The sequence below is a fragment of the Mammaliicoccus sp. J-M41 genome (assembly GCF_022385935.1).
Taxonomy (GTDB): domain Bacteria; phylum Bacillota; class Bacilli; order Staphylococcales; family Staphylococcaceae; genus Mammaliicoccus; species Mammaliicoccus sciuri_A.
On sequence record NZ_JAJNIR010000026.1, the window covers coordinates 1 to 18,952 of the forward strand.

An 18,952-nucleotide genomic window follows, 5' to 3' on the forward strand; every position below is an offset into this window, starting at 1 on the left:
ACCTCTACAATTTTTTCTTAGTCGATTACATTGTACTAAAGTGAGCTATATATGGCTCTTTTTTTATTACACAATTATATGGACATATTCCAAAACTCAACCGAAGTGTTACTATAGACCTCCATAATTACAAAACTCGGCCGAAGTGTTACTATAGACCCCCTTAATTACAAATCTCTGCCAAAGTGTTACTATAGACCGCCTTAATTACAAATCTCTGCCGAAGTGTTACTATAGACCGCCTTAATTACAAATCTCTGCCGAAGTGTTACTAACGTACTCAGTATTTGCACTTCTCACCAAAACTGCAAATAACAGCCTCCACTCATCATCATTCCCCATCATATATAATCCTTAATAAAAATTTCCACAAAAAAAGCCGACAAAATCGAATGACTTTGTCGACTCATAAAAGTTAATTAACCTTGGTTTTCTTCAAGGCTACCGTAGATATCTTCTAATGGTTTCATGATAACACGGTTTAAATCTTGAATTAATTGACTCATTGCTTGTTCAGCTTGCATTAATTCAGCAATTGTTTCGTTTTGTTCAATTTCTTGAGCAGATTTTTGAGCTCTAGCAATATCTACTTCTGAAATTTCTTCGCCTTGCATTTGTTTAGTTTGTAATTCTAATTGAATTTCACGGAATTCATCGAATAATTTTTTTGTTTCTGGGTTTGCATTAACTTTTTCATATTGTTCTTTAATTTTGTTATATTCTTCACTTGCACGTAAAGTTTGTTCTAGTTCATTCGCTTTGTCGTAAATGTTTACTTCTGCCATAATTAATTCGCTCCTATAATAAATAAATGTATTAGAAAATCAATTCCAATAATACTGTATCATAATTCTAAGTCTTATACAAAAATAGCGATTATTCCTTGTAATAATCCAATAATTCCACCTAATACAAAGCCTAATAATGTAATTAATTTTAATTCTTTATTAGAGATTTCTATGACTAATTTTTCTAAATAAGATAATTCAAATCGGTCAATTTGATCTTTAATCAATTCTGCTAATTTCATTCTTTCTAAAATTAAGCTAATATTATCGCCAACTTTACCAATCATATAATCAATAAATCTTTCTGTTCCTCTTCCTTCCATATATACAAATAAGTTTGGAACGAGTTCATCTAAAGGTGTGTTTAAATATTTATTAACATTAATAGATTCTGTAATTTCTGTTGCGAATAATGTTTTGGCTTTTTCTTTTCTTTCATCTGTTAAAACTTCTTGTAAAGGTTTAGCCATCCATTTGTCGTATTGATTATGCACTTGCAGATCAATCATATTTTTGATTTTTTCTTGTTTAATGACATTTCTGAGTTCTTTTTTAACTCTATATACAATATCTTCCGTTGTCATAAACATTTGAATCATGCCGACCATTCTACCTTTTTGTTCAAAAAATTCTTCAACCATTGAATGAATATCTTGTTCACCTTTTTCAGATACTAAATATTCATCAATTTTTGTTAAAATTTCTGGTGTTACACGATTCAGTTGAATATTTAATTGTTCAAGTATTTCTTCTGGAATGAGTGATTTAATGTCGTCATTCTTATGAGAAGCATAATATTGATCAATCTTTTCTTTAATAGTAGATTTGATCGTTTCATTTAATTTCTCTTCTAGTGGATAATCAATTCGATCCACAAAGTTTTGAATCGTATATTTTTTCTCTTTTAAAGTATTAAATTGAACTTTTATCGTGTCTTCAAGTACTTTCTTCGTACTTGGATTCACAAGTTTTTCTTTAAATACTTCAGGTGTTAAGAGATGTTTAGTAACCATCTCACCTACTTTTTCTGATAATTCATTTCTTCTTTTTGGTATTAAGCCTGGTGTGAACGGTAATTTATATCCAAACCATCTAATTTCATGGTAAGGATGAAATAACATTTTAATTGCGATAAAGTTTGTAAATCCACCTATTAACGCACCAATTACCATCATACTAAATACGGTTATAATTGTTGTCATGGAAATTCTCCTTCTAAAAAAGCTACTTCTTTAGAATAATCTAAGAAGTAGCTTTTAACAAATATTATACAAATTTTAAACAAATAATGATTGCGTTTTACGTAAGAAATAAGTTTCTGCTTCACGTTTTTTCGCAGTACCGAAGATTGGCTGACGTTCTTCGTTTAATACTCTGTAAAGATCTGATTTTTTATTAGATTGTAAAATATAGCCAGATTTAGCATCAAGTGTTACCCAGTAAATATCGCTAGTATTGTCATGGTTTGGATATGCACAATGATGACGAGATATGATTTGAATAACTTCTAATGGGTCACAACCAAAAGTAGTATTTAAAACATCTGAATCTCTGAATAATGCACAAATTGATACACATGTCGTCCAGTTAGGTAATACTCTCTCTTTTTCAATTTGCACTAAAGTTTTCTTAGATAATCCTACTGTATTCGCCATAGTATCTTGAGTGTATCCAGCCTCAATACGAACCATTTTGAATTTTGTTTGGATTATTGTTGTAAATGTTTGTTTATCCATCTATATCTACCTTTCTTTTTAATATTTATATTAATTGATTTAATATGTTGCAAAAATACACGATTTTTTCAAGCACAAGTAACATCATAATACATTTTTAACCAAATTAAAAGAGGTAAATTGAATTTAATATCAATTTACCCCTTTAATACACTAAATTGTTTATTCTTTTACAAATTTTGACTTTTCTCTTTCAGATAAAATTAGTGCACATGCAGCATCTCCAGTAATATTTACAGAAGTTCTTGTCATATCTAACAATCTATCTATACCTAAAATAATACCTATTGCTGCGGGGTCTAATCCGACTGAAGTCAGTACCATTGCTAACATAACAAGGCCAACACCAGGAACACCTGCAGTACCAATTGAAGCAATAACAGCAACAACGACAACAGTTACCATTTGCATAATTGTTAAATCGATACCTGATACTTGAGCTATAAATATCGTTGCGACACCTTGCATAATAGCTGTTCCATCCATATTTATCGTAGCACCTAATGGTTGAACAAATGAACTAATTTCTTTTCTCACACCCATTTCTTTAGTACATTCCAAAGAGATAGGTAATGTTGCGTTTGAACTTGATGAACTAAAGCCAACTGTCATAGCTGGGAAGAACTTTTTGAAGAACCAGAAAGGATTCTTACCTGCTAATAATTTAACAGCCCCACCATAGATCACAAAGAAGTGCACTGCTAACGCTAATAATACAACAAAGAAGTACATACCAAGTTGTTTAATTGCGCCAAATCCTGCGTTTGTAAAAGCTGTTGCAACTAGTCCAAATGTACCAATTGGTGCGAAGTAATTCATAATCATAGTAACGATATACATGAGTATATCATTGGTCTGCTCGAAGACTTTTTTCACCGCTTCAACCTTACTACCAAGTGCAATCATTCCTACACCAATAAAGATTGCAAATGTAATAATTGGTAACATATCTTGTTCCACCATAGATTTCATTGGATTTTGTGGGAACAAATTAATCAATGTTTGATCAAATGTTTGATTTTCTGGTGCAGCTTGATCTGATGATTTAGCTTTTTGTTCAGCACCATATTTTTTAACATCATCACTATTTAATAAATCTGATTGACCAACACCTGGTTTAAATACTAAAGCAAGTAACATTGCGATAGTAATCGCAATTGCCGTAGTACATAAGAAGAATGTAACGGTTTTTAATCCTATACCACCTAGTAATTTTGGATCACCTACGCCAATAACCCCTAATACAATTGAAACAAATACGACTGGTACTACAAGCATGAATATGAGGTTAAGGAATATTTGACCAATTACATTAAATACGTATTGATTTGTACCTTGAACGAAACCCGTTCCGGCAAACATATTAAAAATCGAACCAACTGTTATACCTAATACTAAAGCGATAACAATTTTTAAAGTTAAGTTTTTCCTGACTTTCATATTAAACTACCCCCTATAAAGTAAGTAAAATCATTTCTCCCATGTAACATATTATACTTTAAGTGCTTTCATTTTGTAAATTTATTTTTGTGATTTTACATAAAAACGAGTAAGTATTGAATATGACAATACTTACTCGTAAAAATATTATATCTGTAATTAAATTAATAATTGGTGTTCCATTGCATAAACGGCAGCTTGTGTTCTGTCTGATACTTTTAATTTATTTAGTATATGACTGACATGTGTTTTGATAGTTTTTTCAGATACAAATAGTGTTTCTGCAATTTCTTTATTCGTCTTACCTTTCACCAATTCTGCTAGTACTTCAAGTTCTCTTTTTGATAATTTATTTTCTCTATGTGGTTTCCGTTCACTTTCAGAAATAACAGACTGTACTTTTGGATGAATTTTCTTCTCACCATTTAATACAGATCTAATTGTTTGAATAAGTGAATCAGGTTCTACATCTTTAATTTCATAACCATCTGCACCTTTATCAATTGCTGATATGACATGTTCTTCATCATAAAAGCTTGTTAAAACTAATATCTTTATGTTTGGGTATTTCTTCTTCATGATACTTGTAATTTCAATGCCATTCATATCAGGCATAACTAAATCTAAAAGAACGATATCTGGTGATTCGTGTTGTTCTAAGTATTCTAGCAATAACACGCCACTTGAGAAATCAGCTTGTATTTTGAAATCTGGAACAGTATCTAGTAAGAAACTTAATCCTTGTCGCACAATATGATGGTCATCTACTAAGATTATATTATAACTCATGTGTGATACTCCTAACATTTAAAGTGGAATAGAAATCAGAATTTCTGTTCCTTCATTCAATTTTGATTTGATATCTACATGTCCCTTCATACCTTGAACACGTTGTTTAATATTTCTCAAACCGTGAGATAGCTTGTTGTCTAAATCTTGGCTTTCAAATCCTTTACCGTTATCCACAATTTTAAATTTAAACGTATTTTTATTTTGTTCTAGAAATATTTTCGCACTATTTACACCTGAGTGTTTATGAATATTATTTAATGATTCTTGAATAATGCGATAAACATTCTCTTCAATTGTATTCGGCAAATCAATAAGCCCTTCAACTTCGAATTCAGGTTCAATATGAATTAACTGGCTATATTGTTTAATAGCTGATATTAAACCTTGTTCCAATCCTATCGGTTTAAGTTGCCATATTAGTGCTCTCATTTCATTGACAGCACTTTGACTCGTCTCTTCAATTGTTTGAAAAGCTTTCTTAGCCGCTTCTTGATCATCAAGACTTTTCGCAGCATGTGCAGTAATTTTTAAAGAAAATAACATTTGATTAACAGAATCATGTAAATCTCTCGCTAATCTATTTCTTTCATTTATACGAGCTGCCTCTTTTTCTTGATCCGTTAATAATATACGTTTAATAGCAGAGCCGATCTGAAATGCTACAGACTCTAACAATTCTAAATCTTCTTCTGAATAACGCTTCGTATTTGGTGTCGCAATATTAAGCAATCCAAACTGTTCATTACCAGAACGAAGTGGCACAGTTGCATGATGTGTAATGCCATCCGTCTTGTCATGATGTTCTTTAGTTGCTTTTACAATTCTTGAACATGTAATAATATTTGAAGCTTTCGTCAGTTTTTTATTTTGATATGCTGTTACACACCAACACGTACCTTCTGTCATGTATTGGCAGCTATTATGTGTTAAAGCGGGCGGTAACGCTTCTTCAGCAACAAGTTCATGTTTACCTTCTTCATCAATAAAAAATATCCAACCTGTATGAAAGTTACTGCCGCTTACTAATTTTTTAAGTGCGCCATGCATCATACTATACATTTCAGTCTCTTCATTTAAAAATTCTGCAATTTCTTTTAAAAGGCTTGTACGCGTTGGTTTTTCCATATCAATCACCTTTTTTATTATTGATTATACGTAATATTATATACGTCATGTCGTCTATCTCTAAGATGTCTAACAGTTCCGTTTTCTCTACCTCTTCTTAATACTTCTAAGTCAACTTCGCCAATAGCAACCATTTCTAAATTCTCACCTGTTTCACTCACGATACCATCACGAGCAAAACCATAGTCTGAAGGAGAATATATTGCTGAAGCACTATATTGGATATCCATATTTTCAGTTTGTGGCAAGTTACCACATGTTCCTGAAGTTACTGTGTAAACTTGGTTTTCTATAGCGCGTGCCATACAACAATATTTTACACGTAAATAACTTTGTCTATCTTCTGTTGAGAATGGTGTAAATATAATTTTTGCACCTTTTTCCATTGCAATTCTCGCCATTTCAGGGAATTCACTATCGTAACAAATTTGAATCGCAATTTTACCACAATCAGTATCGAATACTTCAACGCCATTACCAGGTGATACACCCCACCATTTTCTTTCATTTGGTGTTACATGGATTTTATATTGTTTTTCGATAGAGCCATCTCGTCTAAATAAATATGAAATATTATAAATATCTTCACCTTCTTCAACGAAATGAGAACCACCAATAATGTTGATGTTATATTTCATCGCAAACTGATTGAACATCTCAATATATTGTGATGTGTAAGTAGTTAATTTTCTAATAGATTCTGCTGGATTACTTTGTTCATCAAAGCTCATTAATTGCGTCGTCAACAATTCTGGAAAGACGATAAAATCACTATCCGCATCGTATGCAACGTCAATAAAGTATTCAATTTGGTTTGCAAACTCTTCAAATGAATTAATTTTACGCATCATATAGTTTACTGTACATATTCTTACAGGTTCACTTGTTTTAAAATGAACATTACTTCTCGCTATGTAATCAGGATTATTCCATTCCATCAAAGTTGCAAATTTCATACTTTTAACATCATCATTTAAATAATTTGGATTAATACGCATTAACGTAAAATCATTCATCAATTGAAATGTTAATACGGGATCTTTAATACGATGTTTAATGACACCTTGTACATATTCACGAGGTGTTAATTCATCACTATATTGATGATAGTTAGGAATTCTACCGCCTATAATGATACTCTTTAAGTTTAATTCATAAGCAATTTCTCTACGAGCTTCATACAGTCTTGCGCCAACTTTCATACCTCTATAATCAGGATGAACCATAACTTCAATACCATATAAATTGTGACCGTGATCATTATGGTTTGTAATATAACCATTATTCGTAATACTATCCCAAGTATGTCTATCATCATATTCATCAAAATTGATGATAAGAGAAGAACATGAACCTATAATTTCACCTTCAAATTCTACAACAATTTGTCCTCTCGGAAACATTCTTAAGTGACTTTCAAGATGACCTCTTTCCCACGGTTCCATCCCTGGAAAACATTTAGACTGTAATTCAATAACTTCATCAATATCATCAAAAGTCATCTGTCTAGTATTAATACTAACGTTAAATTCATTATTATCGATTGATTTTGACATGAAACATACTCCTTATCTCTTTTTCTTGTTATAATAATTATAACTTATTTTTTGTTATAATATAATTTTTCCCGATTTTGAGAGAAATATTCCTGGAGGACGCTATGCAAATTACAATACCATCAAAATTTGAAGGTCAATCAATCGAAGAGATGTTTAAATCTTTACATCTACCAAAGAAAGAACTTCACCTTTTAAGAATGTCAAAAGAACTTACGATAAATGACGAAGCATGTACATTAAGAAATACAGTAAATGCCGGAGATAAACTCAATATTCCATTATTTGACGAATCAAGCCAATATGTTTCTAGTTACCGATTAGCTGAAATTAAATACGAAGATGAATACTTAGCAATTGTCGTTAAACCTAAAGGTGTAAAGACACATCCAAACGATTTAAAAGAAGCAAACACACTTATGAATCACGTAATCTATACTTTAGATTCAGACTATGCTGAACCTGTTCATAGACTTGACCAAGAAACTGTTGGATTATTGTTAGTCGCAAAACACCCTATCGCTAAAAAAATATTAGATCGTATGTTAGAAGATAGAGAAATTACAAGAACATATAAAGCTCAAGTTGATAGTTTATTACCACTTAAACCACAAACAATTGATATGCCAATTGGTAAAGACAAGTTCCATCCAAACAAAAGACGTGTATCACCAACAGGTCAACGTGCTATCACACATATACTTGAAAGTCATATGATTGATGAACATACGGCAGAAGTAGAATTAAAATTAGATACGGGTAGAACACACCAAATTCGTGTCCACCTTGCAGAAATTGGACATCCAGTTGTCGGTGACCCACTTTATAACAATAGTAAACTGAGAAAATTAAAATTACACAGCTATAAAATAGAATTCGAACATCCATTTAAAGATGAAATGATTTCAGTTACGTTAGACGATTAAATAACTAAAAAAGCCAACAAAGCTTTAACTTTGTTGGCTTTAGCTATTTATCGCTTTAATCTTTCTTTAAATTTATTAATTAAGTTACTTCTTTTACTCGTTACAGGTCTCCCTATATTTAAATGAGACTTTCTCATTTCTTTCCCTGCTAACATTGCCTCATCCATTAACATTTCTTGTGAGTTCATATGTTTATTCCCTGCATCATTGTATTGATATACACCTTCATTATTTTGAATACGACCTTTTAGTCCATCATTGAGTTGTAAATCAACAATACCTTTTAAACGTTTAACTAAATTAGGATCTAATACTGGGAATAATATTTCAACACGTTTAATCATATTTCTTGTCATCATATCAGCTGAAGAAAGATACATTTTTTCTTGTCCATTATGGTAGAAATAATAGATTCTTGAGTGTTCTAAAAATCGACCTACAATACTGATTACTTCGATATTTTCACTTACACCTTTAATACCTGGTTTAAGACAACAAATACCACGAATAATCAGTTTGATTTTAACACCACATTGTGATGCTTCAAATAATTTTTTAATTACTTTTTTATCTGTTAACGAATTCATTTTAGCGATAATGAGACCATTGCCATGTTCTTTATGAGACTTCATTTCTTGTTCAATATGTTCAACAAAGAAATCTCGTATTTCAAATGGCGCAACGATTAGCTCATTATAATCAGGCTTTAATGAATAACCACTTAAATAATTAAAGAAGTTAATCGCATCTTGCCCTATTTTAGGGTTTGTCGTAATAATTCCCATATCAGTATATATCTTAGCTGTCTTATCATTGTAATTTCCTGTTCCTAAATGAACGAAAGGTGTCACTTTTCCTTTAACTTTCTTAATAACTAGTGTAATTTTACTATGTGTTTTAAGGAATGTCATACCATATATAACATTACAACCTGCATCCTCCAACATTCTCGCCCACTGAACGTTGTTTTCTTCATCAAAACGCGCTTTCAATTCAACAAGTACTGTAACTTGTTTACCATTTTCAGCTGCATTTTTTAAAGCCTGAATGATCGGAGAATCACTACTCACACGGTAAAGTGTTTGCTTAATAGCAAGTGTATCTGGATCTTCTGAAGCTTCTTTTATAAATTCAACAATCGGCTCAAAAGATTCATACGGATGATGGAAAAATACATCTCTTTCCAATGCTAATTCAAAAACATTATTTTTACTTAATGAGGAAGGTAATTGTGGTGTATAAGGTTTAAATAATAGTTCTGGGAATAAATCTTCTAATTGTCCTACAAGAGAGAATAACACTGTTAAATCTAGTGGACCATTAACTCTGTATATATCTTCATTTGATAACTCAAGTTCATTCATTAAGAAAATACTCTTCACTTCTGAATCTATATGTCTACTATCAATTTCAAGTCGTACTGCTGCACCACTTTTTCTTTCTTTTAAAAATCGTTCTATTTCTATTAATAAATCTTCTGCACCTTCTTCATGAATTGTTAAATCTGCATTTCTTGTCACCCTAAATGTGTACGTATTAATCACTTCATATCCATTAAATAATTGTTCAATAAATAATGAAATGACATCTTCAAGAAATACAATATATTTAACGCCTTCATGTTCTAACTTAATAATTCTATCTAATAATGTTGGAACGGGTACGATTGCCGATCTAATTTCACCATCATTTAACCTAATATCTACAAACAAATTCAACATTTTATTATTTAATTTTGGGAATGGCCTGTATGCATCTATCCCTAACGGTGAAAGTGTTGGTAATATTTCAGTGTTAAATTGATGTTGAAGTTGCTCAATTAAAGGTTCTGTCAATCTTTCTGGTTGTGTAATAAATATTTTATAACTCTTTAACAAATCTTTTAATTCATTAAATCGCTTATATTGAAGCTCGACGTTCACTCTATTTTTCTTTTCAATGCCGATAAGTTGTTCTTTAGGTGTCAATTGCGCTTTATTCTCTGGTTCATTAAAATTCATCTTAACTTGGTCTTTCAACCCCGCTACTCTAACCATAAAAAATTCATCTAAATTAGAACTATGAATTGCTAAAAATTTCAACTGTTCTAATAAAGGATTGTTAGGATCAATTGCTTCCTCAAGAACACGATAATTAAAGTCTAGCCAACTTAATTCTCGGTTGTTGTAATATTCTGGATTGTCTAAATAAAATTGTTCCGCTTGTGCTTCCATAATTATCTCACCCTTTACAAATTTCCAATCAAGATTATAAAATCACACTACTTCATTTAAACGTAAGTTTATTAATCTTGTGTAAATATAATATTAAGTTTTTTCGATAGTAACTTTTCTAAATGTTTTTTCTGTCTATCAGATTGATATTCTTCAGCGATTGGGTCTGTAACATATTTGGCTCTTAATTCAAATTCATTTTTCTTTTCAATTAATGCCATTGATTCGATGCAATCGGTATTGGAAACATTTAAAGCATGCGCAAACTTAATGATGCCGCCAAGCTTTTGAATAAGTTCGATTTCTTCATCATCAAACCAAGGCGTCCCCTTTATATAAAACTTTAATAATGTCTTGTTTTTAAAACTTGCCAAAAGTGCTAATTTAACCCTTTCTTTATGCGATAAGCCATTAATACTTGAATTGGCTATAATATAATACGTATGTTGTGAACTAGAATCTGCATCAATAAATGAACCTAAATAATATAAATTTGCCGCTTCTTTAAATATTTCTCTATCTTCTTTTGAAATTTTGAAGCTAGTGATTTCTTCTAATTTATTTAACAAATCTTCAGCTAATTTCATGCGTTGTTTACCGTTTGAAGCATTGATATTATATTCATTTGCTATATGTTTTAATGCATCACTTGTGACATTATTTTTATTAAATGCCTTTGGAAATTCTTCTTTAATTCTTGTCATCACTAAACCTTCACGTAGACCTTTTCTTGAGAACGTAAAACGTTTTGCATCTGAGATATCGTATAATGTATTAAAAACAATAGAACTAGGTAAAATGATATCTGTACGGTCTCTACTTAAACCATCTAAATCTTTTAATTCATTTTTATCAGATTTTTTCAAGACATCAAACACTTCTTCAAGCCCTTGTTTAGTCATGTCATACCCATGTACACCAGCAATTGGATAATTATTTAAAGACTGATGTATACGCGCATTATTTCGGGCAGATCCACCAATTCCAATAATAGGAACGTTTTTATCTTTTATCCATTTTTCAGATTCAAACTGTTCTTTAACATACTTCTCACATTTTTTTATCGCATTTTTATCATTATGATCTTTATCAGCGAAAAACATTTTCTCTAAAGTTACAACACCAAAAGGAAAACTTATTGCCTCTTTTAACTTTTTATCTTCAAAATAAGTTATTTCTGTTGAACCACCACCTATATCAACTGTAATACCATTATTTATATTTAAAGTATGTGTTGCTGCATAAAATCCGTAAAACGCCTCATCTTGTTCTGGAATAATTTCAATATCGAGATTCGTTTTGTCTTTTACACTTTTAATAATTTCATTTATATTTTTAGATTGTCTTACTGCTGCTGTAGCTGCAGGGACAAGTTCTTCCACTTGAAATTTTTCGGCAACTTTTTTAAAACTATTTAAAGTTTCTACTAAAATATTGATTCCATCTTTATTCATTGTTTTGTCTTCTTCTAAATATTGACTCAAACGTGCTGGTGTTTTAACGTTTTGTAGTTCATTTAAACCTGTATCTTTAGAGTATTCAAAAATAACAAGTCTTATAGTATTGGAACCTATATCTATTAATCCTAATCTCTTCATAAATTGCCTCCAAAGTTATATTTTGATACAGAAAAAGGTGCCTATAGCACCTTTTTTCTGTTCTTTATATTTGTGTCTTAAAGCTGCTATTATTTTTTAGAGCTTATCATATCTTCTGGTTTAATCCACTCATCGAACTGTTCTTCAGTTAGAAGTCCAGATTCAATTGCAGATTCTTTTAATGTTAATCCGTTTTTATGAGCATTCTTCGCAATTGCTGCTGCATTTTCATATCCAATATGTGGATTTAACGCAGTAACAAGCATCAATGATTGATTTAAATATTTATCAATATTTTCTTCAATCGGTTCTATTCCAACTGCACAATTGTTATTAAATGTTTCAATACCATCTGTTAATAAATAAATAGATTGTAATGTATTGTATAAAATAACTGGTTTAAATACATTTAATTCAAAGTTACCTTGTGATGCTGCTATACCAACTGCTGCATCATTTCCTAATACTTGTACAGCAACCATTGTTAACATTTCACATTGAGTTGGGTTTACTTTACCTGGCATGATTGATGAACCTGGTTCGTTCTCTGGAATTGAAATCTCAGCTAATCCAGCTCTTGGGCCAGAAGCTAACCATCTTACGTCATTCGCAATTTTCATTAAGTCACTTGCTAATGCTTTAAGTGCGCCATGAACATAAACAACTTCATCATGAGCAGTTAATGCATGGAATTTATTTTCAGATGATACAAATGGATAGTCTAATTGTTCACTAATTTGTTTCGCCACTTTATCGCCGAATTCAGGATGTGCATTGATACCTGTACCAACTGCTGTACCACCAATTGCTAAGTTTAATAATTGACCTTTAGATTCATTTAATAATGATTCACATTTATCTAACATATATCTCCAACCACTAACTTCTTGACCTAAAGTTAAAGGTGTTGCATCTTGTAAATGTGTTCTACCGATTTTAATAATATCTTTGAAATCTTCTTCTTTTTTCTTAAATGTATCTCTTAACGTACCAATTGCTGGTAATAATTTAGATTCAATTTCATGATATAATGCAACATGCATTGCAGTTGGATATGTATCATTTGAACTTTGAGACATATTAACATGATCATTTGGATGAACGGACTCTTCTGAACCTTTGTCTTTCAAGTATTCATTTGCAACGTAGCTCACAACTTCGTTCACGTTCATATTACTTTGTGTACCACTACCTGTTTGCCAAACTACTAGAGGAAAATGTTCATCTAAGTTTCCATTTAAAATTTCATCAGTAGCATATACAATGGCATCTTTCTTATCATCAGATAATTTACCAAGTTCATGATTTGAAATTGCTGCTGCTCTTTTTAAATGTGCAAATCCATAAATCACTTCAATTGGCATTTGTTCTTTACCTACTGGGAAATTCTGTTTACTTCTTTGTGTTTGTGCTTTCCAATATTTCTCACTTGGAACTTTAATTTCACCAAATGTATCATGTTCAATTCTGTAACTCATTTCAATACTCCCCTTTATTTCTTGAATTCATCATTCTTTATTCATCTCTATTATATCGTATAAAGAAAGCGATTTAAACTCTCAGTTGTCAGATAATTTAAATTAACGAAAAAAAGAGACTGAGACATTACATTATGTCCCAGTCTATATTTTAAGACTCTTGTTCAGATTTCTTTTCTTCAAAAGCTTCATCATTTTGTTCTGATATTTGTTCCATTTCTTTACCTAGTTCTTTAACATCTTCTAGGTCTTGAACCATTTCATTTTCTTCTTCTAGATTTTTATTCAAATTTCTCACCTTCTTATGAAAATTGAATTGAGAAGTAAGATCTAACGTCTTCAGGTAAGCCTTGTGCCGCTTCATTATCTAATACAACTGTTACCATTCTATGTTGTTTTAATTTAGCGGATTCAACAGAACCATTTGCAGGTTCTTGATATAACTGACTTACTGCTTTAGCTTTTTCTTTACCAGTGACAAGTACGATAACTTCTCTTGCTGGATGAATTGCTTGGTCATAGTCTAATCCAGTTCTGCTATCTTCAGTTAAAGTGACAACATCTAACATTAATTTGTTTTTCTTTTTGTCAGTATTAACTTTTTCTTTAATAAACGCTTCAACATCGCTACCGACATCAGTTTTTAATACTTGTTTAGCAGGAACACCTAATTCTGTGTAATAATCTTCTTTACCATCAAAATCTAAAATATGAATTTGACTGAAATTCACAGGATTTTTCTTAACATCATCTAATAGTTCATCGAAAAATGATGTTTGCTCTGCTTCTAAATGTACGCCGACAACTGAAGTGCTGTCTGAATTAAATTGTTTGCGAACTACATCTGCAGCATATCGTGCAGCAATATCTTTTGTTTCAAATACTTTAAAGTTTAAAGCCATTTTGTCCACTCCTCATTTCAACTTGTCTATTTACAAAAATCATAACCTTTAGTCATTATCTATAATATACCCTTTTTTAATAGTAGTTAAAACATTTAATTCTGAATCAGCTATAACTAGATCTGCTTGTTTTCCAACTTTAATTGAGCCAATTCTATCATCAACTTTCAATCGAATCGCTTGGTTTAAACTTGCTGTACGCCATGCTTCTTCAAGCGGTATATTTGCAAAGTCCATTAAATTTTTTAAGCCTTTGTTCATAAGTAATATACTTCCTGCAAGTGAACCAGTTTCTAATCTTGCTTCGTTATTTTTAACAAATACATCTTGGCCACCAAGATCGTATTTACCATCTTTCATACCTTTTGCACGCATTGCATCCGTAATAATACAGAAATTCTCATTGCCTTTAGCAAGGTATGCTAATTTAACTGCAGCAGGATGAGAATGAATGCCATCAACAATAACTTCTGTTGTTAATCTTTCATCAGTCAGAGCAGCACCAAATACGCCAGGTTCTCTATGTGTAAATGTCGTTTGGGCATTATATAAATGTGTAATATGCTTAAGACCATTTTGAACTGCTTTTTCAATACCATCGTAATCAGATACGGTATGTCCTGCTGAAAAAATAACATCTTCATGAAGTGCTTTAATAACTTCCTCTGCACCTTCAACTTCTGGCGCAATTGTCACTATTTTAATCGCGCCATTTGCTTTTTCTTGAAAATCTTTGAATTTTTGTACTGTAGGTCTTGCAACAAATGCGGGATTTTGAGCACCAACTTTATGTTCTGAAATAAATGGGCCTTCTAAATGTACACCGAGTATTTCAGCACGTTTATCATCTATCGGTTTATAGTTTGCAACATTTTCTAATGCAGCATTGATGGCTTCAGTTGATTGCGTCATTGTTGTGGCTAAAAAGCTAGTCGTACCTTCAGATAATAATTTCTCAGATAATAGATTCAATGTTTCTGGTGTTGCATCCATTGCATCTTGGCCATAACCGCCATGAATATGTATATCAATAAATCCCGGAAGTACGTGTTGACCATTCGCATCAATCGTTTGTAATGTACCTGTATATTCCCCTTCTTGAATATCGTGAATACACCCATTACGCACTTCGATATAGCCATGATCAATTTTATATGTTTCAGTATAAATTTGTGCATTTTTCAAAATATAATTATCCATATCAATGTCTCCTTAAAAATGTATTTAATTATTGCCTTAATTCGTATATAATAAAGATAACATAACATTACGAGGGGGCTAATTAAATGAACACGCTATTAATCTGTATGGTTGGTGTAGCATTTATTACTGCGATGTTAACTGCTGGTCGCGATTCTAAAGACTATGGTCTTAAGGAAGAAGATTTAAACAAAGAACTTGAATCTTTAAAATCAAATAATAATTAATAACTGAGACCATATGGCCTCAGTTTTTTCATTTCTATGATAAATTAGGATAATTTTGTTGTCTTAACGCCTCATAAATTAATATTGCAGCAGTATTAGATAAATTTAAAGATCTTACATTATCATTCATTGGAATTCTTAATGCTGTATCTTTATATTTTTCTTTAACCCAATCAGGAAGTCCTGTTGTTTCTCTACCAAATATAAAGTAATGATTTTCTTCAACATTACTGTAATCGAACTGAGTATGTGGTTGTGTACCAAACTTCGTTAATAAGTAATAGTTTCCACCTTCAGTCTTTTCAAAAAATTCTTCAATACTATCATAATAAACAATATTTACAAATTTCCAGTAATCTAAACCCGCTCTTCTTAACATTTTATCATCCGTACTAAAACCTAAAGGTCTAATTAAGTGTAAAGTTGTATCTGTTGCTGCACAACTACGTGCAATATTCCCAGTATTCGCTGGAATTTCTGGTTGATATAAAACTACATGATTTGCCATAATTTATTTTCTCCTAATCTCTAATCCTTTTATCATTTCTTCTTGGACTTCTTCTATTTCACGTTCATAGTGTGACATAATGAATGGTCTTGCCTCTTCACCTTGTATTTGACCGATAGCCCAAAATGCAGTACCTCTTATCATTGGTCGCGGATCTGTTAACGCAACATCTTTTAATTCTGGTATTGTACTTTCTTCATTAAAGTGAGCAAGTGCGACAATCGCATTTCGTTGGATCGGCTTTTTACCTCTCCATGCACCGGCTAAATGTCCATAAGTATTTTTAAATTCTTTATTAGACATTTTAAGTAGTGGGACAAGTCTAGGTTTCAGTACCTCAGGTTCTAAAATAATGTCGTCATGTTCAGTATTAATCCCTCTATTTCGTGGGCATACTTGTTGGCACGTATCACATCCATACAAACGATTTCCTATTTTATAGCGGTATTCATCTTTTAAATAACCTTTTGTTTGTGTTAAAAAGCTGATACATTTTTGACTATTTAATTGACCATTACCTACTAAGGCACCTGTCGGACATCTATCAACACAAATGTTACAATCACCACAACTATCAATAACTGGATCATCAGGTTTAAATGGAATGCTAACTAACATTTCACCTAGATAACTCCAAGTACCTAGTTCTTCATTAATAATAAATCCATTTTTACCTGCAAATCCTAACCCAGCTCTTTCAGCTACTGAACGGTCAGACAAGACACCTGTATCGACCATTGATTTAATTTCTACATCAGGCACTTTTTCTTTTAGGAATAAACTGAGTTTATCAAGGCGATTTCTCATAATTGTATGATAATCTTGGCCCCATGAAGCACGCGCAAACATACCTCTTCTATCTCCTCTAACACTTTTAGGAGCACCCTTTAATTTATTCGGATACCCTACAGCAATTGCTATAATTGAGCGAGCAGATGGTAATGATAATTTAGGGACTGTTCTTAACTCAATATCACTTTCTTCAAACCCAGAAGCATATCCTTTAGAATGATAATCTTCTAACTTTTTCTTTAATTCATCAAAAGGATCAGCAGTTGTAAATCCAATACTATCAATACCAATAGAATGTGCATAATCTATCACTTCTTGCTTCAATTGATCTAAATTCAAATTTATTCACCTCACTATCAAACATGCTAATACATTTTAACACATTTAATAAATAAATTTACGGTATTCGTATTATTTCAATTAAATAAGTATATAAAAAATTGCTTTCATATACTGTGTGGTAAATGGTATAACAAATTAGTATTTATCTTGTTTGTGGTGGGGGTTCTTGTGAACACTTCTGCCCAAACTTGTTCATAACGGGGGTCCTGTGAACACTTTCACCCAAACTTGTTTATAACGGGGGCGTTAATTACAAAACTCGGACGAAGTGTTACTATGGACCGCCTTAGTTGCAAAACTCGGACGAAGTGTTACTATGGACTGCCTTAGTTACAAAACTCGACTGAAGTGTTACTATGGACTGCCTTAGTTACAAAACTCGACTGAAGTGTTACTATGGGTGGCCTTAGTTACAAAACTCGGCCAAAGTGTTACTATTGACAGCCATAATTACAAAAATCCTGAGAATTGTAAACAAGGCACTCGTTATTTGCACTTCTAGCCAAATCTGCTAATAAGCGAACAAAAAATCCGACAGTGCCCAAAGGCTCTGTCGGATTTTTTACTTTATAATGTAATTGTTGTACCTATTTTATTAGAATGAGAACTTTTTAATAATGCATGGTCTGATGATCCTGAAATAATCTTGACGCTTTTACAGCCTTCTTTTATTGCTGAGATTGCGCCAGTAACTTTAGGAATCATTCCGCCATATATTTCAGTTGTTTCTATATAATTATGAATATCATTTATACTTAAATGGCTTTGTACTTCATCTTTAATCAGTACTCCTGGAATATCACTTATTAGGAATAAGTCGCCTTCCATTTCACTCGCTATTTTATATGCAAGGCTATCAGCATTTATATTATATCTTTGACCTGTATTTCTATCGATACCGATTGGTGCGATAACTGGAATACTGTTCGAACATATATTAGCCAGTGTTTCTTTATTAACAGATGTACATTCTGCTACAAATCCATATTTAGAATCTAAAGGTTTAATGTCAAATAAATTCATATCAATGCCATTTATGCCTAATGCTAATGAGTCATGTTGATTAATTTGAAACACAACTTGTGGGTTGACCTCACCTATCAATGTACTTGAAGTTTGAAGTAACACTTCTTCATCAGTAACACGTAAGCCATCTACAAATTTACTTTCAATACCAATTTTAGTTAGTTGTCTATTAATAAACGGGCCGCCACCATGGACGATGATTGGCATATAATTTTGACTTTTTAAAGTAAGTATATCTTCTATTATCGTTTGACTTAAGTTGCTTAATACACTTCCACCAATTTTAATGACTGCATACTTCAC

At 31.7% G+C, this 18,952-nt stretch carries 18 protein-coding genes; 2 read left to right on the forward strand and 16 right to left on the reverse strand.

The window, feature by feature from the left end:
* Positions 1-419 precede the first annotated feature (419 nt).
* The 7 genes from LQ686_RS09865 to LQ686_RS09895 all read right to left on the reverse strand — a co-directional run bounded on the left by LQ686_RS09865 (position 420) and on the right by LQ686_RS09895 (position 7,437).
* Entirely contained in the window at positions 420-785 is a 366-nt protein-coding gene (locus LQ686_RS09865; protein WP_025904811.1) for a YlbF/YmcA family competence regulator, read from the reverse strand.
* A 74-nt stretch (positions 786-859) separates the two neighbouring features.
* Positions 860-1,990, reverse strand: coding sequence for a DUF445 domain-containing protein (locus tag LQ686_RS09870; protein ID WP_025904810.1), 1,131 nt, complete (start codon positions 1,988-1,990; stop codon positions 860-862).
* Positions 1,991-2,065: 75 nt separating this feature from the next.
* Positions 2,066-2,524, reverse strand: coding sequence for an XRE family transcriptional regulator XdrA (gene xdrA, locus LQ686_RS09875; protein WP_025904809.1), 459 nt, complete (start codon positions 2,522-2,524; stop codon positions 2,066-2,068).
* Between the two features lie 162 nt (positions 2,525-2,686).
* Complete coding sequence (locus tag LQ686_RS09880; protein WP_025904808.1) at positions 2,687-3,964, reverse strand: dicarboxylate/amino acid:cation symporter; 1,278 nt, start codon at positions 3,962-3,964, stop codon at positions 2,687-2,689.
* Positions 3,965-4,123: 159 nt separating this feature from the next.
* The gene (locus LQ686_RS09885; RefSeq protein ID WP_025904807.1) at positions 4,124-4,753 is read right to left on the reverse strand and encodes a response regulator; all 630 of its coding nucleotides are present in this window, start codon (positions 4,751-4,753) and stop codon (positions 4,124-4,126) included.
* Between the two features lie 18 nt (positions 4,754-4,771).
* On the reverse strand, positions 4,772-5,881 hold the full coding sequence (locus LQ686_RS09890) for a GAF domain-containing sensor histidine kinase (protein WP_025904806.1): 1,110 nt from the start codon (positions 5,879-5,881) through the stop codon (positions 4,772-4,774).
* Between the two features lie 17 nt (positions 5,882-5,898).
* Entirely contained in the window at positions 5,899-7,437 is a 1,539-nt protein-coding gene (locus LQ686_RS09895) for a bifunctional GNAT family N-acetyltransferase/carbon-nitrogen hydrolase family protein (protein ID WP_025904805.1), read from the reverse strand.
* 104 nt (positions 7,438-7,541) lie between these two features.
* Here LQ686_RS09895 and LQ686_RS09900 point away from each other — a divergent pair, with 104 nt between their 5' ends.
* A complete protein-coding gene (locus tag LQ686_RS09900; protein WP_025904804.1) occupies positions 7,542-8,363 on the forward strand; it encodes an RluA family pseudouridine synthase in 822 nt (273 codons plus the stop codon).
* 47 nt (positions 8,364-8,410) lie between these two features.
* Here the strand turns inward: LQ686_RS09900 and LQ686_RS09905 are convergent, their stop codons facing one another.
* The 6 genes from LQ686_RS09905 to nagA all read right to left on the reverse strand — a co-directional run bounded on the left by LQ686_RS09905 (position 8,411) and on the right by nagA (position 15,754).
* Complete coding sequence (locus LQ686_RS09905; RefSeq protein WP_025904803.1) at positions 8,411-10,576, reverse strand: RNA degradosome polyphosphate kinase; 2,166 nt, start codon at positions 10,574-10,576, stop codon at positions 8,411-8,413.
* 71 nt (positions 10,577-10,647) lie between these two features.
* Positions 10,648-12,174: an exopolyphosphatase gene (gene ppx / locus LQ686_RS09910; protein ID WP_107618179.1), complete on the reverse strand. Its 1,527-nt coding sequence runs from the start codon at positions 12,172-12,174 to the stop codon at positions 10,648-10,650.
* Between the two features lie 89 nt (positions 12,175-12,263).
* Complete coding sequence (fumC, locus tag LQ686_RS09915; RefSeq protein ID WP_107618180.1) at positions 12,264-13,652, reverse strand: class II fumarate hydratase; 1,389 nt, start codon at positions 13,650-13,652, stop codon at positions 12,264-12,266.
* Between the two features lie 151 nt (positions 13,653-13,803).
* Positions 13,804-14,016 (reverse strand): SAS053 family DNA gyrase inhibitor, encoded by a 213-nt coding sequence (locus LQ686_RS09920; RefSeq protein WP_370622769.1) that lies wholly within the window; start codon positions 14,014-14,016, stop codon positions 13,804-13,806.
* Complete coding sequence (locus LQ686_RS09925; protein WP_025904800.1) at positions 13,955-14,554, reverse strand: 6-phosphogluconolactonase; 600 nt, start codon at positions 14,552-14,554, stop codon at positions 13,955-13,957. The genes LQ686_RS09920 and LQ686_RS09925 overlap by 62 nt, the downstream gene beginning before the upstream one ends.
* A 48-nt stretch (positions 14,555-14,602) precedes the next feature.
* Complete coding sequence (gene nagA / locus LQ686_RS09930) at positions 14,603-15,754, reverse strand: N-acetylglucosamine-6-phosphate deacetylase (protein WP_025904799.1); 1,152 nt, start codon at positions 15,752-15,754, stop codon at positions 14,603-14,605.
* 86 nt (positions 15,755-15,840) lie between these two features.
* Here nagA and LQ686_RS09935 point away from each other — a divergent pair, with 86 nt between their 5' ends.
* Positions 15,841-15,981, forward strand: coding sequence for a hypothetical protein (locus tag LQ686_RS09935; RefSeq protein ID WP_162841915.1), 141 nt, complete (start codon positions 15,841-15,843; stop codon positions 15,979-15,981).
* A gap of 34 nt (positions 15,982-16,015) precedes the next feature.
* Here the strand turns inward: LQ686_RS09935 and trmL are convergent, their stop codons facing one another.
* The 3 genes from trmL to argB form a co-directional block, all read right to left on the reverse strand.
* Positions 16,016-16,489, reverse strand: a complete 474-nt coding sequence (gene trmL, locus LQ686_RS09940) for a tRNA (uridine(34)/cytosine(34)/5-carboxymethylaminomethyluridine(34)-2'-O)-methyltransferase TrmL (protein ID WP_107617635.1) — start codon at positions 16,487-16,489, stop codon at positions 16,016-16,018.
* Positions 16,490-16,492: 3 nt separating this feature from the next.
* Positions 16,493-17,620, reverse strand: coding sequence for a tRNA epoxyqueuosine(34) reductase QueG (gene queG / locus LQ686_RS09945; RefSeq protein ID WP_025904797.1), 1,128 nt, complete (start codon positions 17,618-17,620; stop codon positions 16,493-16,495).
* A gap of 570 nt (positions 17,621-18,190) precedes the next feature.
* Positions 18,191-18,952 (reverse strand): acetylglutamate kinase, encoded by a 762-nt coding sequence (gene argB, locus LQ686_RS09950; protein WP_025904796.1) that lies wholly within the window; start codon positions 18,950-18,952, stop codon positions 18,191-18,193.

Excerpts from the sequence above, each read along its gene's own strand:
- LQ686_RS09905 (WP_025904803.1), bottom strand. The coding sequence starts at position 10,576 with ATGGAAGCACAAGCGGAACAATTTTATTTAGACAATCCAGAATATTAC.
- LQ686_RS09885 (WP_025904807.1), bottom strand. The coding sequence starts at position 4,753 with ATGAGTTATAATATAATCTTAGTAGATGACCATCATATTGTGCGACAA.
- LQ686_RS09920 (WP_370622769.1), bottom strand. The coding sequence starts at position 14,016 with ATGAAGCGGCACAAGGCTTACCTGAAGACGTTAGATCTTACTTCTCAA.
- LQ686_RS09865 (WP_025904811.1), bottom strand. The coding sequence starts at position 785 with ATGGCAGAAGTAAACATTTACGACAAAGCGAATGAACTAGAACAAACT.
- ppx (WP_107618179.1), bottom strand. The coding sequence starts at position 12,174 with ATGAAGAGATTAGGATTAATAGATATAGGTTCCAATACTATAAGACTT.
- LQ686_RS09870 (WP_025904810.1), bottom strand. The coding sequence starts at position 1,990 with ATGACAACAATTATAACCGTATTTAGTATGATGGTAATTGGTGCGTTA.
- nagA (WP_025904799.1), bottom strand. The coding sequence starts at position 15,754 with ATGGATAATTATATTTTGAAAAATGCACAAATTTATACTGAAACATAT.
- xdrA (WP_025904809.1), bottom strand. The coding sequence starts at position 2,524 with ATGGATAAACAAACATTTACAACAATAATCCAAACAAAATTCAAAATG.
- trmL (WP_107617635.1), bottom strand. The coding sequence starts at position 16,489 with ATGGCAAATCATGTAGTTTTATATCAACCAGAAATTCCAGCGAATACT.
- LQ686_RS09890 (WP_025904806.1), bottom strand. The coding sequence starts at position 5,881 with ATGGAAAAACCAACGCGTACAAGCCTTTTAAAAGAAATTGCAGAATTT.
- LQ686_RS09900 (WP_025904804.1), top strand. The coding sequence starts at position 7,542 with ATGCAAATTACAATACCATCAAAATTTGAAGGTCAATCAATCGAAGAG.
- LQ686_RS09880 (WP_025904808.1), bottom strand. The coding sequence starts at position 3,964 with ATGAAAGTCAGGAAAAACTTAACTTTAAAAATTGTTATCGCTTTAGTA.
- fumC (WP_107618180.1), bottom strand. The coding sequence starts at position 13,652 with ATGAGTTACAGAATTGAACATGATACATTTGGTGAAATTAAAGTTCCA.
- LQ686_RS09935 (WP_162841915.1), top strand. The coding sequence starts at position 15,841 with ATGAACACGCTATTAATCTGTATGGTTGGTGTAGCATTTATTACTGCG.
- LQ686_RS09895 (WP_025904805.1), bottom strand. The coding sequence starts at position 7,437 with ATGTCAAAATCAATCGATAATAATGAATTTAACGTTAGTATTAATACT.
- LQ686_RS09925 (WP_025904800.1), bottom strand. The coding sequence starts at position 14,554 with ATGGCTTTAAACTTTAAAGTATTTGAAACAAAAGATATTGCTGCACGA.